This is a genomic window from Oceanimonas baumannii (genome assembly GCF_002245495.1).
GTDB lineage: Bacteria > Pseudomonadota > Gammaproteobacteria > Enterobacterales > Aeromonadaceae > Oceanimonas > Oceanimonas baumannii.
In genome coordinates this window covers 28,538-49,176 of sequence record NZ_NQJF01000002.1, presented here as the reverse complement: position 1 = coordinate 49,176, position 20,639 = coordinate 28,538, and the positions used below count along the sequence as shown (strand labels likewise).

The 20,639-nt window shown below is 55.8% G+C and carries 17 protein-coding genes; 4 read left to right on the top strand and 13 right to left on the bottom strand.

Annotated elements, in window-relative coordinates:
• Window positions 1-202: 202 nt before the first annotated feature.
• Window positions 203-2,071: a sensor histidine kinase gene (locus B6S09_RS02255; protein WP_094276879.1), complete on the top strand. Its 1,869-nt coding sequence runs from the start codon at window positions 203-205 to the stop codon at window positions 2,069-2,071.
• Window positions 2,068-3,429 carry a sigma-54-dependent transcriptional regulator gene (locus B6S09_RS02250; protein ID WP_094276878.1) on the top strand — a complete coding sequence of 454 codons (1,362 nt, stop codon included), beginning with the start codon at window positions 2,068-2,070 and terminating at the stop codon, window positions 3,427-3,429. Before B6S09_RS02255 ends, B6S09_RS02250 begins: the two co-directional genes overlap by 4 nt.
• A gap of 94 nt (window positions 3,430-3,523) precedes the next feature.
• Here the strand turns inward: B6S09_RS02250 and B6S09_RS02245 are convergent, their stop codons facing one another.
• The 3 genes from B6S09_RS02245 to hppD all read right to left on the bottom strand — a co-directional run bounded on the left by B6S09_RS02245 (window position 3,524) and on the right by hppD (window position 7,041).
• Window positions 3,524-4,276 (bottom strand): M48 family metallopeptidase, encoded by a 753-nt coding sequence (locus B6S09_RS02245; protein ID WP_243832860.1) that lies wholly within the window; start codon window positions 4,274-4,276, stop codon window positions 3,524-3,526.
• A 177-nt stretch (window positions 4,277-4,453) separates the two neighbouring features.
• Window positions 4,454-5,827 carry a sodium-dependent transporter gene (locus B6S09_RS02240; protein ID WP_094276877.1) on the bottom strand — a complete coding sequence of 458 codons (1,374 nt, stop codon included), beginning with the start codon at window positions 5,825-5,827 and terminating at the stop codon, window positions 4,454-4,456.
• Between the two features lie 137 nt (window positions 5,828-5,964).
• Window positions 5,965-7,041, bottom strand: a complete 1,077-nt coding sequence (gene hppD / locus B6S09_RS02235) for a 4-hydroxyphenylpyruvate dioxygenase (protein WP_094276876.1) — start codon at window positions 7,039-7,041, stop codon at window positions 5,965-5,967.
• 264 nt (window positions 7,042-7,305) lie between these two features.
• Here hppD and B6S09_RS02230 point away from each other — a divergent pair, with 264 nt between their 5' ends.
• The gene (locus B6S09_RS02230) at window positions 7,306-7,677 is read left to right on the top strand and encodes an endonuclease domain-containing protein (protein ID WP_094276875.1); all 372 of its coding nucleotides are present in this window, start codon (window positions 7,306-7,308) and stop codon (window positions 7,675-7,677) included.
• A 112-nt stretch (window positions 7,678-7,789) separates the two neighbouring features.
• Here B6S09_RS02230 and B6S09_RS02225 read toward each other — a convergent pair whose 3' ends face one another.
• A complete protein-coding gene (locus tag B6S09_RS02225; RefSeq protein ID WP_094276874.1) occupies window positions 7,790-9,796 on the bottom strand; it encodes a UvrD-helicase domain-containing protein in 2,007 nt (668 codons plus the stop codon).
• Window positions 9,797-9,805: 9 nt separating this feature from the next.
• A complete protein-coding gene (locus B6S09_RS02220) occupies window positions 9,806-10,231 on the bottom strand; it encodes an Lrp/AsnC family transcriptional regulator (protein WP_094276873.1) in 426 nt (141 codons plus the stop codon).
• A 139-nt stretch (window positions 10,232-10,370) separates the two neighbouring features.
• On the opposite strand from B6S09_RS02220, the gene yjeH reads away from it, so the two are divergent.
• Complete coding sequence (yjeH, locus tag B6S09_RS02215) at window positions 10,371-11,648, top strand: L-methionine/branched-chain amino acid transporter (protein WP_094276872.1); 1,278 nt, start codon at window positions 10,371-10,373, stop codon at window positions 11,646-11,648.
• A 138-nt stretch (window positions 11,649-11,786) separates the two neighbouring features.
• Here the strand turns inward: yjeH and B6S09_RS02210 are convergent, their stop codons facing one another.
• The 8 genes from B6S09_RS02210 to wecB form a co-directional block, all read right to left on the bottom strand.
• Window positions 11,787-12,881, bottom strand: coding sequence for an ABC transporter permease (locus B6S09_RS02210; RefSeq protein ID WP_094276871.1), 1,095 nt, complete (start codon window positions 12,879-12,881; stop codon window positions 11,787-11,789).
• On the bottom strand, window positions 12,878-13,804 hold the full coding sequence (locus B6S09_RS02205; RefSeq protein ID WP_094276870.1) for an ABC transporter ATP-binding protein: 927 nt from the start codon (window positions 13,802-13,804) through the stop codon (window positions 12,878-12,880). Before B6S09_RS02205 ends, B6S09_RS02210 begins: the two co-directional genes overlap by 4 nt.
• The gene (locus B6S09_RS02200) at window positions 13,801-14,757 is read right to left on the bottom strand and encodes an HlyD family secretion protein (protein ID WP_094276869.1); all 957 of its coding nucleotides are present in this window, start codon (window positions 14,755-14,757) and stop codon (window positions 13,801-13,803) included. The genes B6S09_RS02205 and B6S09_RS02200 overlap by 4 nt, the downstream gene beginning before the upstream one ends.
• Window positions 14,758-14,827: 70 nt before the next feature.
• Window positions 14,828-16,108: an O-antigen ligase family protein gene (locus tag B6S09_RS02195; RefSeq protein WP_094276868.1), complete on the bottom strand. Its 1,281-nt coding sequence runs from the start codon at window positions 16,106-16,108 to the stop codon at window positions 14,828-14,830.
• Window positions 16,098-17,477, bottom strand: a complete 1,380-nt coding sequence (locus B6S09_RS02190; RefSeq protein ID WP_094276867.1) for an undecaprenyl-phosphate glucose phosphotransferase — start codon at window positions 17,475-17,477, stop codon at window positions 16,098-16,100. The genes B6S09_RS02195 and B6S09_RS02190 overlap by 11 nt, the downstream gene beginning before the upstream one ends.
• A 33-nt stretch (window positions 17,478-17,510) precedes the next feature.
• On the bottom strand, window positions 17,511-18,446 hold the full coding sequence (locus B6S09_RS02185) for a glycosyltransferase family 2 protein (RefSeq protein ID WP_094276866.1): 936 nt from the start codon (window positions 18,444-18,446) through the stop codon (window positions 17,511-17,513).
• The gene (locus tag B6S09_RS02180; RefSeq protein WP_094276865.1) at window positions 18,443-19,531 is read right to left on the bottom strand and encodes a glycosyltransferase family protein; all 1,089 of its coding nucleotides are present in this window, start codon (window positions 19,529-19,531) and stop codon (window positions 18,443-18,445) included. Before B6S09_RS02180 ends, B6S09_RS02185 begins: the two co-directional genes overlap by 4 nt.
• Complete coding sequence (gene wecB, locus B6S09_RS02175) at window positions 19,528-20,637, bottom strand: non-hydrolyzing UDP-N-acetylglucosamine 2-epimerase (RefSeq protein WP_094276864.1); 1,110 nt, start codon at window positions 20,635-20,637, stop codon at window positions 19,528-19,530. The genes B6S09_RS02180 and wecB overlap by 4 nt, the downstream gene beginning before the upstream one ends.
• Between the last annotated feature and the right edge of the window lie 2 nt (window positions 20,638-20,639).

Here is a 20,639-nt window from a genome sequence, read left to right as displayed (position 1 = left end):
ATCAGGGTGATCAGGTTCATTGTTATATTGCTCACTCGTTAGTCTGGTTACCCTAACCAAGCACAAACTATGCCAGCCTTTTAGAAACCAGCATTCTCCTTGCCCGGGATCAAAAAAGTGCTCAAAACTTGTGTTAACTGACAACTAGGTTTACAGTTTTTTACCGCAAAAATGTCAACCTTATTTACATCGGACGACCTCCATGCCCCTGGACCTCGCTTTTGAACTCATGATGATGCTCACCAGCGGCTGTGCTCTGCTGGTATCGGCCTGGCTGTTCTGGCGGGCCCGGCGCCGGCGCAGCATGAAGGCCCTGGCGGGCTTTGGCATCATGATGGCACTATGGTGTGCAGGCCATGTAGCCGTGTTTTATGGCTGGCATATCACCGGCATGGCACTGATCCTGGCCAATCCGTTAATGCCTACCTTTTTTCTCGACTTTGCCATTGGTTTTGTCAATCAGGGGCCGGCACAGCGTCTGTGGCTGACGCGCCTGGCCCGTTATCGCGGCCTGATGTACGTAGTTGCGGTACTGATCAGCCTCAGCACCCTGTGGCTGAGAGGCGGCAGTATCATCGCTTTCGGGCCCTTTGAGCACTATTTTGTGTTCCATGGCAGTGGCTGGTTCAACATCGGTTACACCATTTTTATCGGTATGCTGGCGCACGCCCTGCTGCTGTGGGGCTTTATCCACCAGCAGGGGAATCGCCGCCGCTCCATTGCCGCCATGTTTGCTGCCGGTGCCTGGGGCCTGTTGCTGGCCACCAGTTTTATTTTTCCCTCTCTGGGGCTGCTGTGGTATCCCTGGCCCATGTTGCTACTGCCCAGCTATGTGTTGTTACTGGTTTATGGTGTGGTCCGCTACCAGATGCTGGAAGTGAATGCCTGGGCCAACCGGGCATTACTGTGGATCCTGATGACCACCTTGCTGCTGGGGCTGATGGCATTATTCAGTGCCATGGCCGGCCGTCTTGGCATGCAGGCACTGGCAGCGGTGCCACAATGGCAGCTGTGGCTTTACTCTTTGCTGTTACTGATGCTGGCACTGGTACTGTATCAACCAGTCAGCAAACTGGTTGAACGGTTGATTTATCCGGGCAGCCGGCTTGACGAGCAGTTGCTAGATACCTGGCTGGCCCGGTTGCGCGACACCGATAACTGGCACACGCTGGCACACGAAGCCCAGCAACTGCTGGCCCGGCAGATGGGCCAGCCGGTAACGGTTCGACTACTGACTACCCCTCCCCGCTTTGAACCCGGATCCGGACTTGAGCTCTGGTGCCTGCATCAGCGTAACGACTGGCAATTCCGACTGAAGGGATTTGACGATGTAACCCCGGGAATGCGTCTTACCGCCGAGGTATTCGGCTCTTTGCTGGCTACCCGCTGTGGCCTGCTGGAGCGCTCACTACAACTGGCAGAGGCCGAACGAAAACGGGTATCAGAGCAACACCTGGTAGAGCTGGGCGGATTGTCGGCAGCCATGGCCCATGAATTACGCAATCCACTGAATATTATTTCCATGGCCACCGCCGGCCTGGATCCGGATCGGAAAGCCATGATCCAGGATCAACTTAAACGGGCGGATCGCTTGATCGTTGACATGCTGGCCTATTCCGGCCAGCTGCATATTCAGCCCCGGCATACTGCTTTGCTACCGCTGATTAACAGCCTGAAGCCGCAATTTGACTGGCAGCAGGTCCGGCTTGAACTGAATCTGCCCGAGCACTATCAGCTGTATGCCGACCCTTACCGGCTGCAGCAAGTGCTGACCAATCTGCTCGACAATGCCCTGTCGTTTTTACGCAATCAGTCCGACGGCCGGCTTCGGCTGGAGGCCGGAGATAACCCCGGTGTGCTGTGGCTGCATAACAACGGACCGTCTATCGAACCCGACATGCAGTCCCGGCTGTTCCGCCCCTTTGTCAGCCGCCGCGCCGGTGGCAGCGGGCTGGGTCTGGCCATTGTGCAGCGGATTATGGAAGCCCACGGAGGTCATATTCACTACCGCAATGATGCCGGCTGGCCGGTGACGTTTGCACTTTATTTTCCTGAGGAGCCCACATCATGAACATTGCCCGTATTGTGGTAATTGACGACGAGCCCGCCTTTCGCACACTCGGTGCCCAATGGTTACAGGCCGAAGGCTACGAGGTACACACAGGGGCAAGTCTGGATGAGTTACGCACTCTGCTGGCCAGGGTTGATGCAGACCTGATCCTGCTGGACTTGTCCATGCCTCCTCACTTTGATCCTCATCATACGCTTGCCGCCCTGCCCGAGTTCACCGACAGGCCCGTAATCATTCTTACCGGCCATGGCGAACGGGAGCTGGCGCTGGAGGCGCTGCGCCAGGGGGCCTGGGATCTGCTGGCCAAACCCATGGATCCGGATCTGCTGGCGGTGGTGATCCGCCGTGCCATTACCAAGCATCAACTGGTCCGGGAGCTGAACAGCCTGAAAACCTGCATCAGCAAACAAAATCCCATTACCACCCTGATTGGTGCCTCACCGGCCATGAATACCATTCGTGCTCTGGTCAGCCGTATTGCGCCCACCGATGTGCGCGTGCTGGTCACCGGTCCCTCCGGTACCGGCAAGGAAGTGATCTCCCGTGCCATTCACAACCTGAGCAACAGGGCTGACGGCCCCTTTATTTCCGTCCATTGCGGTGCCATTCCTGCCGAACTGCTGGAAAGTGAACTGTTCGGTCATACCAAAGGGGCATTTACCGGTGCCGATCGCAACAAGGTTGGCCTGCTGAAACTGGCAGATGGCGGCACCCTGTTTCTTGATGAAATCGGCGATATGCCTCTGGCCATGCAGGTCAAACTGCTGCGAGTATTGCAGGAAGGCAGCTTCTACCCGGTAGGAGGACGAGAACTTGAAACCATCAATGTGCGGGTGATCTCCGCCACCAACGCCAGCCTGCCAGACCGGGTGACCAACGGCGAGTTTCGTGAGGATTTGTTTTACCGCATTAAGGGAGTCACGATTGAAACACGTCCGCTGGACGAGCGACCGGAAGATATTCCGCTACTCATCAGCCACTTTCTCGAATTGCAGGCCGGAAGTTGCAGCCAGCCGCCCCTGCACCCGGACACCGCCGCCTTTAACTGGTTTATTCAACGGCGCTGGCCGGGTAACGTTCGTGAACTGAAAAGTACCCTGGATAGCGTAGCCGCCATCGCCCAGGGTGGCATTATTACCCTGGATGACATAGCGCTGCTCTATCCCGATGCCAGAGACAGCCATGCCGCAGTGCCTTTGTCTGCTGGCGACACCCTGGATGCCCAGGTACGGGCACTGGAAATATCACTGATCACCAGCGCGCTCGCCCGCCACGATAACAACCGCACCCACGCCGCCCAGACACTGGGACTGTCACGACAGGGGCTGCTGAAGAAAATAGAAAGATACGGCCTGTAACCCGGTATGATTCACGACGCCAGGCAGAGGTCTGCACGCAGGTAAAAAAATGCCGGCGCTGAACGCCGGCATGTTACAAGCGATAAAAACAGACTCAACTGCCGCAGCTTGATTCAGCCGCGGCCTTGCGGGCTTTTTCAATACGGGTATCGGTAGCCGGGTGGCTGGAGAACAAACCGCCGCCATTGCCGGCATGCTTCATCAGTTTTTCCTGGGCACGCATGGCACCATAAGGGTCCATTCCCAGCTGACACAAGACTTCTACACCATAAGAATCAGACTCAAGTTCGTCCTGCTGGGAAAACTGGGCATTAAGAAACTTGGCACCGATATCGCCGTACTGAGACGATGCCAGAGAGCCAAGCACACCACCGGTAGACGCCGCCGCCTGTTTGGCAGCTTCGGTCAGATAAGCGGTTTTATACTGATTCAGAGAGTGCTCAAACTTGACGTGACCGACTTCATGCCCGATCACAGCCATCAGTTCGTTGTCATCCATCACGTCCATCAGGCCGGAATAAACACGTACGGTGCCATCAGGCATAGCAAAGGCGTTGATTTCATCAGACTCATACACAGCAAAATTCAGCGGTGTGCCATCAATGCTGGTCAGCTTTTCGGTCAGGCGGGCCAGACGCTTGCTGTAACGGCTATTGGGTGCAGAGAGCTTGTTCTCGGTGTCCATTTGCTTGGCCGACAAGCTGGCCTCGGCCTGCAGTTCAGCCTTGGACAAGGTGACCCCTTCAAACGCGGTCATACCCGCGCCCAACAGACCACTGGTATCGTTAGATACACAGCCTGACAGGCCGGCAACGGCTGCCAGAGCAGCAATCATGGTTTTTTTCATTTATTAGCTCTCGTATTTTTATTTAATGAAAAGACATCAATGGTTTCAAAAAGAGAAGAAACGTCATTTATCATCCCATTTTGCAACATACACGAAACTTAAAGCACAAAAAACCCATTTTCAACTCTGCGCCCATGCGTCGTATTACTGATTAAAGCCCAATGGGGGGGGCAGCCCTTAACCCAGGTTGGTATAAAACACGATCAGCACCGCTATGGGAGTGAAATAACGCATCACCGCATACCAGACACCATGCCAGCGCTGTCCCAGCTCGGCGGCAGAATGCTCAGGCTTCATCACCCAGCCGGCAAAAACGGCAGTCAGGAAGGCACAAAGCGGCATCATAATGTTAGCGGTAAAGTAATCGTACAAATCAAACAGGGTTTTCCCCTCAAAGCGCTCAAACATGGAAAGCGGCGCAAAGTCCGACCACACATTCAACGACAACAGCGTAGTAATGCCGATCAGCCAGGCCACCAGGCCACCACCGATGGCCGCTTTAACACGGCTGATGCCCCGCTCATGCAAATGGCTGACCAGCGATTCCAGCATGGAAATAGACGAGCTCCAGGCTGCAAACAGCAGCAGCACAAAAAATAACAGGGCAAAAAAGCTGCCGCCGGGCATCTGGCCAAACGCCACCGGCAGGGTCACAAAAATAAGCCCCGGCCCTTCACCGGCTGCCAGCCCGTGAGCAAATACCACCGGAAAAATGGCCAGTCCCGCCAGCATCGCCACACAGGTGTCCAGAATCGCCACGGTAAACGAGGTGCGAACAATAGAGACCTTTTTATTGAGGTAAGCGCCGTACGCCATCATGGCACCACTGGCCAGGCTAAGGGTGAAAAAGGCATGACCCAGCGCCACCAGTACGGCTTCGGCAGTTAAGCTGGAAAAGTCGGGCCGGAACAAAAAGCTGACCGCTTCGCCAAAATGGCCGGTCGTGGTGGCATAACCTACCAAAATAAGCAGCAGCACAAACAGCGCCGGCATCAGCTTGGTCACCGCCCGCTCCAGGCCATGACGCACACCGCCGGCAGAGACCAGCACCGTCAACCCCATAAATACCGAATGCCACAGCAGCAACTGCCCAGGAGAAGCCAGCAGGCCTTCAAACAACGCTCCGGAGGTTTCAGCACTGATATTGCTCAGCTCCCCACTGGCTGCCGACACAATATAGGGCATGGTCCAGCCGGCAATCACACTATAAAAAGACAGGATAAGAAAAGAGGCCAGGGTGGCCAGAATACCAATCCCCACCCAGCCACGGGACCGGCCCTCTGCTCTACTCAGCACCTGCATGGTGCCAATGGGGCTTTTACCACCACGACGGCCCAGCATCACTTCCGCCATCATAATGGGAATACCGATAATAGCGATGCAGCCCAGATACACCAGCACAAAAGCACCACCGCCATTTTCGCCGGTGATGTAAGGAAACTTCCAGATATTTCCCAGCCCAACTGCCGAGCCCACAGCGGCCATAATAAAAGCAAACCGACTGGACCACTGGGCCGGGCTTGCACCGGCTTTCTGCACACTGTTAACCACACCCACTCCGTTTTTGTTCTAGCCTGTTGGCGACATCAGCCACCCCGGCTAAAGGTGTAAAGAATGGCTGACAGCATGTCCTGCTATTTTGCCACCTTGCGCTCAAATAAAAAACGGCTTAGGTTAAAAAGTGAAGATTAATCCGCCTTCAGTACGCCTCTGCGTATCTGATCCTCCTCAATAGATTCAAAAAGTGCCTGAAAATTACCCTCACCAAAGCCCTCATTACCTTTGCGCTGAATAATTTCAAAGAAAATGGGGCCTATCACGGTATCGGTAAAAATCTGCAGCAGCAGCCCCTGCCCTTCCGTAGGGGCTCCGTCCATTAGAATACGGTTTTTCTGTAACCGGGCCAGATCCTCTCCATGACCCGGCAAGCGTGCATCCAGACGCTCATAGTAGGTATCGGGCGTATCCATAAAATGCATGCCACCAGCACGCAGCTGCTCTACGGTGAGATAAATATTATCCGTACCCAGGGCAATATGCTGAATGCCCTCACCTTGATACTGATGCAGAAACTCTTCTATCTGGCTGTATTCGTCGGCCGATTCATTGATGGGAATACGGATCTTGCCGCAGGGGCTGGTCATGGCCCGGGAACGCAGCCCGGTTAACCTGCCTTCAATATCGAAATAGCGGATTTCCCTGAAATTGAACAGCCGGTGATAAAACCCGGACCAGGTATCCATATGTCCCTGCGCCACATTATGAGTCAGGTGATCAATACGGAGCAGCCCCACCCCCTCTGGATGACGATCCACCCCTTCCAGCGGCCGGAAGTCCACATCATAGATACTGTGATCGCCATAGCGATCCACCAGATAAATGAGTGAGCCGCCAATACCCTCAATGGCCGGGATCTGCAGCTCCATAGGGCCGGCACCGGAAGGCACGACTCTGGCACCATCCGCCTGCAGCCGGCGAATAGCCGCAGCAGCGTCTTTGACACGGAATGCCATGGCGTTGGCGCAAGGACCGTGCTGTTCGGCAAAATGTGCCGCCTGGCTGTCGGGTTCTGCGTTGAGAATAAAATTGATGTCCCCCTGGCGGTACAGCGTCACATTCTTGCTGCGATGGCGCGACACGGCCACAAACCCCAGTTGCTCAAACAGCTGTGCCAGTCGCTCCGGCTCGGCAGAGGCATATTCCACAAACTCAAACCCGTCGGTGCCCAGCGGGTTCTCCCACAGGTCCTTGTTGTTTACATCCATAACGCCCTCCTCCCCCCGGTACATTGCGGATTAAGTATAGAGCCGGCGGCATTGGCAGGTGGGTGAGGGTTAAAGCGGGTGTAAAGAAATGATTACAGCCCTTCCCTCCAGGGGAAGGGCCATCTTGATCACCCCCTCCCAACCTCCCCCTTGAAAGGGGGAGGTGCAATTATTCTTCCCTCCCCTTTTCAAGGGGAGGGTTAGGGTGGGGTTAACCTCAGATGAAACTACACTCACACACAAACCCACCAGCAAACAGTGTCAATGAAGAACACCTTCAACCGAAAATCCCAGTTACCTTTTCGCAGAGCACTGCAGCAAGAGATGACAGCACCGGAACGATTACTATGGCAGCAATTAAGAGCTACACAGACAGGCGTCAAATTTAGACGTCAGCATGGTATAGGCCCTTATATCGTTGATTTTTACTGCCCGAGACTGAGGCTGGTGCTGGAAGTGGATGGCGACAGTCACTTTATGAGTCAGGCCGCCCAAATTTACGACCTGGAAAGGACCCGGTATTTATCCCGGCTGGGAATTGATGTGCTGCGGTTCACCAACCAGGAAGTCATGCATAACCTGGATGGTGTTCTGGCCGTGATTATGGAGCGTGTCAGCTTGATAACCCCCTCCTAGCCTCCCCCTTGAAAGGGGGAGGAGCAATTATTCCCTCCCAATTTCCCCCTTAAAAGGGAAAAGAGCAATTATTCCCTCCTCTTTTCAAGGGGAAGGTCAGGGTGGGGTCAGATTAGCCCTGCCACCGGCTCACCCCCGAATACCCCCCTTCCAGCAGCTCTTTTACAAAAGGCGAGGGTATTTGCCGGTCTGCAAGCAGAAATACCTGCTCACGAGCCCGGGTAAGACCCACGTAGAACAGCCGGCGTTCCTCGGCGTAAGGAAAGTCTTCCTCGGCGGGTAACAGCATATCAAGTAAAGAAGCCTGCTTTTTCTCCGGCGGAAAGCCGTATCGACCGCGGGCAAGGCCCAACATGATCACACAGTCGGCTTCTTTGCCCTTGGCCCCGTGTAATGTCTGGGCATGAAGGGTGAGCCCGGCAAAGCGCTTGCGCCAGCCCTCCAGTAAATCATCGTCCGGCAAGCTGAAGCGAAAGCGGGATAACAGATACACGGACGCGCCGGAGCGCTGAGCGGCAATCTGGCCAAGCAGCCGGGCGACCATATCCATACTCTCGTCATCGGCGACGGGCAACACATGCACACAGGGGCCTTCGGTGCGGTTAAGGGTACTCAGTTCTTTGGGCAGTTGCTGCGGATTACGGGTAACAAAGCGGCTGGCAACCCGTTCAATCACATTATTAAAGCGAAAAGTGGTATCGAGCGCCGTCATCGCCGTCGCGCCAAAAAAGCCCGAAAAGTCGGTAGTAAGGGAAACATCAGCCCCGCTGAAGCGATAAATAGCCTGCCAGTCATCGCCCACACAAAACAAAGACAGCACGGATGCAGCGTTTCGCAACGCCAGTAACAGCTCCGCCCGGCTACGCGAGATGTCCTGAAATTCATCCACCAGGATATGTTGCCAGGGCACCGCAAAGCGACCACTGCGTACCAGCTCTGTGGCCTGCTCTATCATGTCGTCAAAATCGATATAACCGGCATCGCGCAAATGTTGCTGGTAACGGAGCAGCAACGGTTTTACCAACGCCAGCTGCTCACCCTGCCCCGGCAAGATGTCATCAGGTTCGCCATACACTTTGAGTGCCGCCACCAGCGGAGTCCATTCCCGGGCCAGGCGAGCATAGTCGGGGGCCGGCACGGTCTGGAAGCGATGCTGACGCAGCCAGGCCAGCAACTGTATGCCATAATTTTCATCTTCCGCCAGCTGCGCCAGCCACCTGGCAAAGGTACGCTGCTTTTCCTGCTCATTTTGGGCAAGCGGACTCAGTACCGGTGCCTGCCCCGTGGCCTGAGTGATTATTGTCATCCCCAGCGCATGAAAAGTGCTTACCTGCACACCGGTATTTTCGGGCCGGCGCGCCAGCCGCTCACGCATTTCCGCCGCAGCCTCGTTGCCAAAGGCCAGTAACAGCAGCTCATGAGGCTCTGCCTGATGTGACGCCAGCAAAAAAGCGGTACGGGCCGCCATCACACTGGTTTTTCCGCATCCGGCGCCAGCCAGCACCAGGTTATGATCCTCATCAGTCACACAAGCCAGACGCTGAGCCTGCGTCAGCGGATGTTCTTCAAGGGTATCGAACAAGGTTTTGTATTCGATCAGGGCCTGTTCACAGTGCTCCTGCAGACACTGCTTGCGCCAGTGGTCGTCGGCCTGTTGCAACGTGGCTACCAGCTCAAAAGCGGCTCTGACCCGTTCGCTTAACTCTTCAGGTAAGGTCAGCGTTCCCCACTGCACCGGCTCTTGCACCAGCCACTGTTGCAATTGCTGCCAGCGGGAGTGACGCAAATACCCCTGTTCGAGCAGTGCCAGACAGCGCTCTGCCAGTGGCACCACCCGGGCTGCATGATACTCAAACCATCCCTGCGCCAGCTGCTGCTGTAACACCCCGGCCTTGGTATTAGGCAGCCAGGCACATACCAGCTGGCCCTGCCGGCAGTTAAGCACCAGCTGGCGAAACAGCCGTCCCCGTTCAAGTACCGGCGGTGTCAGCAGCTCTTTCCAGCCCAGCGCATGTTGCTCGCGCCTGATATGCAACACAGGCCCCTCAGCGGTCGCTTCTACCGCCAGATAAGGATGGTTAAACAGCTGGCCCAACCAGTGAGCCTTGCAAATAGGCATAATGTGGCCTTAAGACAAGGTGTTAATAACCTCACCCAAAATCATGTGAGTTCGTACCGTCTTGATATGGGGAGTGTGTTCAATAATATGACGAATGGCATCCAGCCGTTCCATGGACTCGGCTTCCACATAAACCAGCATGTCGGTTTCACCGCTGATGGTATAGCACAGTTTAATCTCGGGTACGGCACGCAGAGACTCGGCATACTGTTCGCACTGACGTACATGGTAGCAAAGAGCAAAGTATGCCCGCACCAATCCCTGAGGGCGTCCCAGACGGGCATGGTATCCCTTGATAATGCCGCGCTCTTCCAGACCCTTGATACGCTCCGACACCGCCGAACGTGACAGATTAACCTCACGGGCAATGCTGGCCACCGCCATACGGGCGTTTTCCGTTAACAAAGACAGAATTTTCTGGTCAAACTTGTCCACTGTTACCTCTTTTTCACACCGCCGCACAAACGTCGGGTAAAAGTGACGTTTCGCCGGCTGAAAGCATCATAGTGCCAAGTGGGGTTGATAGATCGTGGCGGTAATATATCAGAATTACTGAATACGGATTTAAAACTCAATGGGACGTTTACATAAAGAACTGGGGCTGGGTTACGGCACCGGCATGATGGCAACCTCTCTGCTGGGCAGCGGCATTTTTGTCGTGCCGGCAGTGGCCGCCAGCCTGACCGGAGCAGACTCGTTGTGGGCCTGGCTGCTACTGATGGTACTGGTGCTGCCGGTGGCTTTTACTTTTGCCCGTCTGGGCCGAGCCTACCCTCACGCCGGCGGTGCTCCCCACCTTATTGGCCGGGCGCTGGGGCTGCCTATGGAAAAACTGGCAGCTTTTCTGTTTCTTGCAGTGCTGCCGGTAGGTCTGCCAGCCATGCTGACCCTGACTACCGGCTTCTGGCATGCACTGTTTCCCTTGAATGACACCGGAGATCTGCTGATCCAGCTGGGCACCCTCGGTCTGGTGCTGATACTGGGCAGCCGTCCGAGCGGGGCATCCGGTCTTGTACAGCTGCTAATTGCCATCACCATTGTCACTCTGCTCGCCGCAGTGTGGCTGGCGGGCGATCTGGCCACTTCCGCCGCGGCGACCCTGCCGGCACCATCAACCGTTAGCTGGAATACACTGCCGGCGGTACTGGCAGTCATGTTCTGGTGCTTTGTCGGGCTGGAAGCCTTCACCCACATGGGGGAAGAGTTTCGCCGTCCTGAACGGGATTTTCCACTGGCGCTGCTGTTTGGCGTCCTGCTGGCAGGGTTTATCTATTTTGCCTATGCCATGGCAGTGGTGAAATTCGGGCTATTTGGTGACGAACGTACCAACACCACTTCATTTCCGGTGCTGCTGGACATGCTGTTTGGTGAACCCGGCCGCTGGGCTGCCGCACTGGTAGGCTACGCCGCCTGTTTTGCCAGTCTCAACCTCTATGTTCAGGGTTTTGGCCGGCTGTTGTGGAGCATGGCTGATGAAGGCAAACTGCCTGCCAGTCTGGGCCGGCTTAACCGGCATGGCGCTCCCTTTCAGGCCCTGTGCTGGGTAGTCGGTGCCAGCACCCTGTGCGTACTTGCCGCCTGGTTGTTCCGGCTGCCCCTGGAAACCCTGATGCGTTATGCCAATGGCAACTTTGTGCTGGTATACCTGCTGGCCATGATCGCCGGCGTGAAACTGCTTTCCGGTTTCTGGCGCGCCCTTGCCGTTGCTGCCACCCTGCTGTGTGCCGGTGTATTTATCTACCTGGGGCTGGAGGCAGGTTACGCGCTGGTCATGGGCACAGGCTTTGTGCTGATGCGCGCATGGCCAGCACTGTTAAAACGTGAGACATACGACGCTGGACGAGAAAGATAAACGTTTGTCACCCCCGCGAAGGCGGGGGTCCATATTTAAGCCGCTACATTAGTTGCCTTGCTCATGGATTCCCGCCTTCGCAGGAATGACAATCTGATAGTCGGGAATGACAATTTAAGGAGAGGAATAACAGTCCGGTCAGTCCAGCCGTTTACGGAAGCGGCTGGCAGCCAGCATCAGCCCCAGCACAGTAAAACCAGCCAGCCAGAGCGCGTCAGGGGCCAGGGTGGCGAGATCCGCATCCCGCAACAGAACCCCTCTCGCCAGCCGCATATAGTGAGTGGCTGGCAGAGCTTCTGCCAGCCAGCGGGCGGCTTCAGGCATGCCATCGTAGGGAAACATAAAACCCGACAGCAAAATGGATGGCATTAACACAAACACCGTCATCTGCATGGCCTGCAGCTGGTTACGGGCCAGAGTGGAAATAACCAGCCCCAGCACCAGGCTGGCAGCAATAAACAGCAAGGTCGCCAGCAAAAGCTGCAGCGGGCTGCCGTTGACGGGCAGGTTAAACAACACGACCCCCAGTACCAGAATAATCACCAGCTGTACCAGGCCAGCAAAAATATAAGGCACTATTTTTCCTATCATCAACTCCATCGGAGTAACCGGTGTGGTGATCAGCCACTCCAGGTTGCCCCGTTCCCGCTCCCTTACCACCGCCAGAGCGGTAAACAACACCATGGTCATGGTCAGGATAACGCCGATTAACCCGGGAATAATATTCACCGCTGCCCGCTGCTCCGGATTGAATAACAAGGTCACCGCAAAAGACGCATGAGCGTCAGGTCTCTCTGGCACTTCCGGTAACGAAGCCTGACGCAGCAACGCTGCTGCCAGCAGCGGATCGGTGCCGTCCACCAGCCACTGCCCCAGAGGCCGGTCGTCCTGACGCCGGCGGGACAGATCTGCCGGCAGCACCAGCGCTGCCCTGACCCGCCCTGCTTTGATGGCCGATTCGGCCTCGGATGGCAGCAACAGCCGCTCGCTGAAGGTAACCAGCCCGCTGGCTTCCAGCCTGGCTGACAGCCCACGGCTGTCCCCGGTTTGCGCCTGATCCACCAGTGCCACCGGAATATGACGCACCTTGGTATTAATGGCATAGCCAAACAGCAACAACTGCAGCAACGGCACCATGATCACCATGGCAAAAGTAAGCCGGTCCCGGGACAACTGGCGAAACTCTTTCATCATGACTGCCTGAATTCGCCCCAGACGCACCGTCAGGCTCATAAGCGCTCTCCGGTACAACTGACAAACACATCTTCCAGGCTGGGGCGCACCAGCGTCAGCTCAGCCCCGTTCAAACGCCCGGGCAACTGCTGGCGCAACCAGTGTTCCGGCTGCACTATCCGGCCATCCACCAGCACCCGCAAACGCAGGCCCAGCTGAGCAGCAGAACGTACCTCTCTCAGCGTCAACAGCTCCCGTTTCAGTTCACGCAACCCGTCGGCCAGCACTTCCACCACGGAGGCCCCGAGATCATTCATCAGTTGCTCCGGCGAGCCATCGGCCCGTTTTATTCCCTGATCAAGAATGGCCAGACCATGGCAACGTTCAGCCTCATCCATATAGTGCGTGCTGACCACAATGCTGGTACCGGCATCACAGAGATCAAACAACTTCTCCCAGAAGTTACGACGATTTTCCGGATCCACCGCAGATGTAGGCTCGTCCAGAAACAATAAGTCGGGCCGGTGCACAATGGCTGCCGCCAGAGCCAGACGCTGACGCTGGCCACCGCTTAAAGACCCGGCCAACTGGCCCGACAACGTCTGAAGGTCATAGTTTTTAAGCAGTTCATTGATGCGCTCCCGGGACTGGCGTCTGCTCAGCCCCTGAACCCTGGCCACAAAGGTCAGGTTCTCGTGTACCGTCAGATCTTCATAGAGAGAAAAGCGCTGAGTCATGTAACCCACCCGCCGGCGAAGGGCTTCAGCCTGTTCCGGTACCGTCAACCCGAGTACCTTCACCTGACCATCGGACGGCAGCAACAGGCCGGTAAGCATGCGTAAACAGGTTGATTTGCCACTGCCGTTAGGGCCAAGAAAACCGTAGATAGTGCCGGCCGGAATGGTCAGATCAAGCTGCCGAACTGCCACCAGGTCGCCAAAACGCCGGGTAAGTCCCCGAGTTTCAATGGCCAGTTTACTCATGGCCGCTCCGGCAACACTTGTGCGGGCAAACCGGATGGCAAATCCGCCGCTCCGGCAGGCAGCTGCACACGAGCCAGATACATAAGACGGCTGCGTTCGCCTTCGCTAAGCGCATAATAAGGGCCAAACACCGGTTCAATGGCCACCCAGCTTAACTGTCCGGTAAACGGCCTGGTTACGCCTTCTACCCAAACCAGCATGGCATCGCCGGTTTTCAGCGTGGCGCGTGCCGGAGCCGGCACATACACTTCGGCATAGGGAGCGGTATCGGTTTCCAGTACCGCCACCACCGCCCCAGTTTTCACCCTGTCTCCGATCCGGTAAGGAAGGCTTTCCACCACTCCGTTGCGGCTGGCTTCCACCGATAGCTCTTTCAGATTAAAACGGGCCAGTGCCAGCCCGGCCCGGGTTACGTCCCGTGCCGCCCGGGCGGCTTCTATGTCTTCAAGACGACTGCCCGCTTCCGTCCGCTTCAGGTGCTGACGTGCCGACTCAATTTGCGCCCGAAGACGCGCAACCTCCGTCTGTTGCCGGTCCAGCTCTGCCTGGCTGGCCAGCTGCCGCGTTGCAAGCAAACGCACCCGCTCAAGATTTCGCGTGGCTTCCGGCAGTAACGCCTGTAATTGCTCAAGTTCGGCCCGGGCAGCGCTGATATCTTCAGCCCGGCTGCCAGCCAGCAGCAACGCGAGCCCTGCGTCGGCCTGACGCAGCAAGGCTTGTTGCCGGTTTACTTCCAGTTGCTGGCGCTCCGGATCAAGCTGCGCCAGCAGGGTGCCGGCATTCACCTGTTCTCCCTCGGCCACCGGTTGCTCAACCAGCAACTCACTGGCGGGAGCAAGCAACTCTATGCGATCACGCTCCAGCGTGCCCAGCCAGCGCGCCTGCTCTGACGGCCCACAACCTGCCAGCACTAAGCAGCTCCCGGTAACCAGCCAACGGCACCAATGCAACATAGAAGGCTCCTTGCAGGCGGGAATCGTGTCGGAAAATGAGAAGCGGACAGGTTAGCTTACCGCTGATGGCTTAAAGTTTACGGCTCTCCGCCGGAGCTTGCTCCATGGCCCTCATCGTCCCCCACAACACCGCCAGCCAAAAGGCATATACCATCACACCACTGTTATGAGCAAAAAATACCTGAGAAAGCCCGAAATCCATAAAAGCTACCGGCAATATGGCCCCCGCAGTCGCCACCGCACGCAGTTCAAAATTATGGCTATTCAAGCGCCGGGCAAACAGCTTCAGGGGAACCAGATACAGCGCCAGTAGCGATAACAAACCGACTATTCCGCGCCGGGCAAAATTATCAAGGTATTCATTATGGGCGTGAGTATTGGCAGAATAGTCCGTGATCACTCCTTGAACCGCCAGTTCTTGCATGCGTTCACGATACCCCTCGGTGCCCCAGCCGGTTAACGGCCTTTCAGCAATTAACGCAATGGCTCCCTGCCACATATCAAAACGATACCCCAGAGAACTCTCTCTGTCTCCTTGCTGATAACGTTCAATATCCACAAACGCCTGCTGTACACGCTGCTGAACCCCCGTCTGTGGCAAGGCATATACCAAGGCTCCCAGTCCAGCAAGAGCAGCAACGGCAAGCAAGGTCAAACGCTTGCCCAAGACCCCGCCATAGGCTTTATAGAGCACCAGAAACACAAAAGGCAGACCTACCCAGCCTCCCCGGCTGCCAGAAAGTAAAGAGCCCAGAGCGCCACACACGGCTCCCAGTAACAACAACACTATCCAGCGCCGAGCATTAGGCTGTACTGCTGCCCAGCCAAGACCCGCCAGGCAGAACAGGCCAAACAACATGCTGATATTGCCAAACTGGATCACATAGGTATGGCCGGTTGCCCGCTCAATTCCCAGAAACAGTTTTTGCCATACCGCCCAGCCGGCGGTGGCCACACTGCCAGCCACCAGCCCCCCCCACAGCCAGCCAAGGCGGGGCGGAAAAGACAGTACAAACAACAGCACCGGCACTGCAAACATAAAACGGCTGGGCCTGTCATACGCAGAGGCTCCTGCTGCTCCCAGCCATAACTGCAGCATAAAAATTAATGAATAAGCGGCTAATACCGCCATTAACAGCTTGTCCTCACCACCAGGAGAAAACCCCGGCGTTCGCCATAACAGGCTGAGACTGCCCAGCAGCAGCAAGACCACTCCATAGGTGTAGCCGCTATCCACCACCAGTGCGATGGCTCCCATTAAAAACACAGCCAGACTGCTGTAATTGCGGCCACTGAAGCAAGGCAGCACGCCAGGCCGGGGAGAATCGTAAACCGTCTGCTCAGTAGGCATTTTTATTGATAAACCCTTTAAAAATGGTCCAGAAGATAATGCGCAAGTCCAGCCACAGGCTCCAGTTATCGATATACCAGAGATCGTGCTCCACCCGGCCTTCCATTTTCTCTATGGTGTCGGTTTCACCACGAAAACCATGCACCTGAGCCCAGCCGGTAATGCCGGGCTTGACCTTATGGCGACGCATATATGACTCAACCAAATCCTTGTAATACTCATTATGCGCCAGAGCATGAGGGCGGGGCCCCACAATCGACATGCGTCCCTGCAGCACGTTGTAAAACTGAGGGAGCTCATCCAATGATGTTCTGCGCAAAAAAGCCCCGATGGGAGTAAAGCGACTGTCGCTCCGGCAAGCCTGAGTCACTTCTCCTGACGGCTCTTCATGTACCACCATGGAGCGGAACTTATATACTTTAAACACCTTGCCATTAACACCGGTACGATATTGTTTGAACAGCACCGGCCCCGGAGAGCTCAGCTTGATGCTTACGGCAATCAGCAGGCACACAGGCAGCACCAGAATACTTATCATGGTACCCAGCACAATATCTTCCAGGCGCTTCAGAAAGTGAGCCAGACCTTTCATCGGCGTGACACTCAGATCAAAAGCAAACTGGCCTGCTACCTCACTGGTGCGATGATTCAGCAACTGCATATCCCTGAACTCAGGGATAAAGCGTACTTCTACCGTATGATTACGTAATGCCTGAAAAATCGCCCTTACTGCCGCCCCCATCTCTAACGGTACACAAATCCATACTTCCTGTGCCCCCGAGCCGGCAACTCGCCGGGCCAGGTTAATCAGTCCTTCCTCACTGACGCCTTCTTTCAACCGCTGTATGCCAGCAATGCAATATCCTTCTTCCGGCGCACCACGCATACCATAACCCGCCTTCAATATATTGCTGACGGGCCCCACCAGAAATACCGAACGCGCTGAACGCCCCATACGGCGAGCCTGGCGCAGCATCAGCTGAATAGCGATACGCCCTGCAGCCGCTAGGGAAAATGAAAACAGCAGGGTACCTCCCATCCATAAACGGGAGTAGCGATCTGCTGCATGCGTGACATAAAGAATGAAAGTAAACATCACTGCCACGGCAAGCCACACCATCAACTGGCGGGCAAGCAGCGAAGAAAGACGAGTGATACGCCAGCGCTCATAGGCACCAGTAGCCGTATTACACAGTGTGACCAGCAGGATCATCATCACGGAAGCCAGCCAGTAACGATCATGCAGATCAACATGACCAAAGCGCCAGACATGAGCCAGGACAGCGCCGCCCAGTAAAGCCAGAGCATCCAGCAAGGGCACAACCACACTGGCCGGGTAACGTTCAGTAATGCTCTGAGGCTTTGTCATAAAAGGGTATCCGCAAGAAAGGCGGACGCCATTCTAGCAAAGGGGGCGGCTGCGCTGCCACCAGCGCCTGTGCATGCTCAGCTTGTTCACCCAGCATGAAGGCAATGCCCTGTAACGCCTGCCCAAGCGGTAGCCAAGCCATTTCATGGCATTGCGGACCAGGAAAACCGGTAACAGATGAAAGGCTTTCTGCCCGCACAGAAAGTTAAATTCTGACACAATGTAGCGATAGCCTTCCCCCTCAGGGCTACCAAACCGCTCAAGTAACCAGGGCTCCATGGCATGAAAGACACCAATATCGAAATAACGCTTAAATTCCTGCCACACTGTGTAACTGTGGGAGTGATAAACCCGGGCTTCCGCTACATAGGCAAGTTTGTGACCAGCCAACAGCAGTTTTCCACCAGCATAGCTGTCTTCCCCGAGAATTAAACCGTCTTTAAACCAGCCAATCTCTGCAAGAGCTGAACGCCGGTATGCGGCAAACGAATTGGATAAAAACGCCGTTTTAATGCCGTAGCGGCCGGTATCTTCAGCGCTACGCAGATAAGACTGTTCACCATAATTGAACAGCCGCAGATGGTGCCCGAATACATGGCAGCCGGCATAAGGCAGCTGGCGGCCATAGGCAGCCGCAACCGCCGGTTTGGCAAACACAGCCGTCAACTGCTCAATCGCTTCGGCACTGATGGGCAATGCATCCTGGGTCATAAAAACCAGCACTTCCGCCTTCACTTGCTGAGCCGCCCAGGCCCGGGTCCCGCCGTGATCAAACTGACTGCTGTCTACCGTCAGCACCCTGCCAAGACCAAACTCGGCCAGTAACTGCACCGTACCATCGCCAGAGCAGGAATCCACAAACAGCAGCTCTCGCTCACCGGCACGCATTACCCATTCTTTCAGCACCGGAAGCAATGCCGGTAAATAAGCAGCAGCATTATATAACGGCATAATCAACGCTTGTTTCATGGTGCTCCTGCAGTCTTGCTCAGCAAAGGCTCAAATACCCCGGCAAAACGCTGCTTCCAGGTCGCCTGCTCCGCCTGCAGCTGATTTGTCAAAAACGCAGTGACGCCGTCACGCGTCGGCCGGGCCGCCATATACAACGGGCTGCTTTGGGCATGCCAGGGCATTTCTCCAAACTCCGATGACAACACCGGCAGGCCGGCGGCGCGGTATTCATAATACTTAACCGGATCAACATAATGGGTAATGTCGTTATCCACAAACGGGATCAAACCGGCACTAAAGGTAGCCAGCAACGCAGGCACCTGCTGATGAGCTACCGCTGGCAACAACTGCACATTGGCAGGCAGGTTACGCGGCTTCAGCACCTTGAGTGGCCCAACCAGCTTGATCGGGACCCCGGGAAAAGCCTCAGCCAGAGCAATAATCCAGCCCCAGTCAAACCACTCGTGAATGGTACCTATATAGCCAAAGCAAAGCTCCTTCTCCGCTACCTTTTCCGCTGGCTTCATATAACTGGTGCAGGCATTCAAAAACAATCCAGTATTGGGATGCCCGGCAAACTTTTCCAATAAGGGATGGCTGGAGCACAGCAGCCGATCTACTTCGCGCGCAAGCGTTTGTTCAATGCTGGCCATACTGCGCCTGGACAGACCCCGGTAGAACGCCGGGTAATTGTCCATGGCATCAAACCAGCGCTCATACCACCAGGGCTTGTCAAATAATTCCAGGGCCAGACGGCTGGGTTTGCCCGCCACCAGCAGAGCTGGCTCCCCGGCCAAAAACTCGGCAACGTGCTGCACCAGCCCGGCAATCGAGCCACCATTAAAAAGACGAAACAATGGCGCAATCGGCTCTACCGGCAGCAGGCGCCGGCCGGCCAGCTGCAGCCCCGGTAGCATCTCCAGTCCCGCCGGTTCGGGAGCATGACGACTGGGAATCAGGTCCTGCCACACCGGCAGCCGTCCCGGGTAAGGCTCTATCCACAGCACAGAGGTCACCCCCTGAGCCAGAGCCTGCTCAATAAAAAAATGCGGTCGCTGGCTGATGCTGCGCCAGGGCACAGGTGAGAGGTAGACCAGCTTCATGCAGTGCGGCTGGCAAAATAATCACGCACTATACCCACAATCCGTTCACTGGCTTGACCGTCACCATAGGGTGACGCTCCCCTGGCCATATCGGCATAGGCAGCCGGGTCGGTCAGCAGGCGATTGGCCTCTCGCACTATATCTTCCTTGTTGGTACCAATCAGTTTTACCACACCTTCAGTCACGGCTTCGGGACGCTCGGTATCACGGCGCAATACCAGTACCGGCTTGCCCAGCGCGGGCGCTTCTTCCTGCACTCCGCCCGAATCGGACAAAATCAGGGTAGCTCGCTTCATGGCGGTCACAAAAGGGCCGTAGTCAAAGGGCTGTACCAGCCTGATGCGATCATGGCCCTGCAGGTAATGATCGGTCGCCTTGCGAATATTCGGGTTCGGATGCACAGGAAACACCACAAACACGTCCTGATGGGTTTCAACCAGCTCCAGTAACGCCTGGCAAATATGCTCAATTGGCTCACCAAAGTTTTCCCGACGATGAGAAGTAACCAGTATCACCCGCTTATTTCTGGGCCATTCAAACCCCAGATCAAAATCCTTATCAGCGGTTTGCAGAAGCGCGTCAATCACCGTATTACCGGTTACAAAAATGGTATTTTCGGCCATGGCTTCGCGTAGCAGATTGCCACGTGACACCTCTGTGGGAGCAAAATGCAAACAGGCCAGGTTACCCGCAAGAACGCGGTTAGCCTCTTCCGGAAAAGGGGAATACAAATCATGAGTACGCAGCCCGGCTTCCAGGTGCGCAAAGGGAATCTGCCGGTAAAAACAGGCCAGCGCGGTCACAAATACCGTGGTGGTATCACCTTGTGCAATCACTATGTCAGGCCTGGCCTCCGCCAGAGTGTTGTCCAGACCGGTCATCAGCCTGGCGGTCAGCTCGGGCAGGGTCTGCCCGGGCATCATCACGTTCAGATCATAATCGGCACTAATGTTGAACAGGGCAAAGGCCTGATCCAGCAGCTCACGGTGCTGAGCAGTGGCCAGTACGCACACTTCAAAATCGGGTGCGGCAGAAAAAGCTTGCACCAGCGGAGCCATTTTAATGGCTTCCGGACGTGTACCAATAACACACATTACTTTCTTCATGC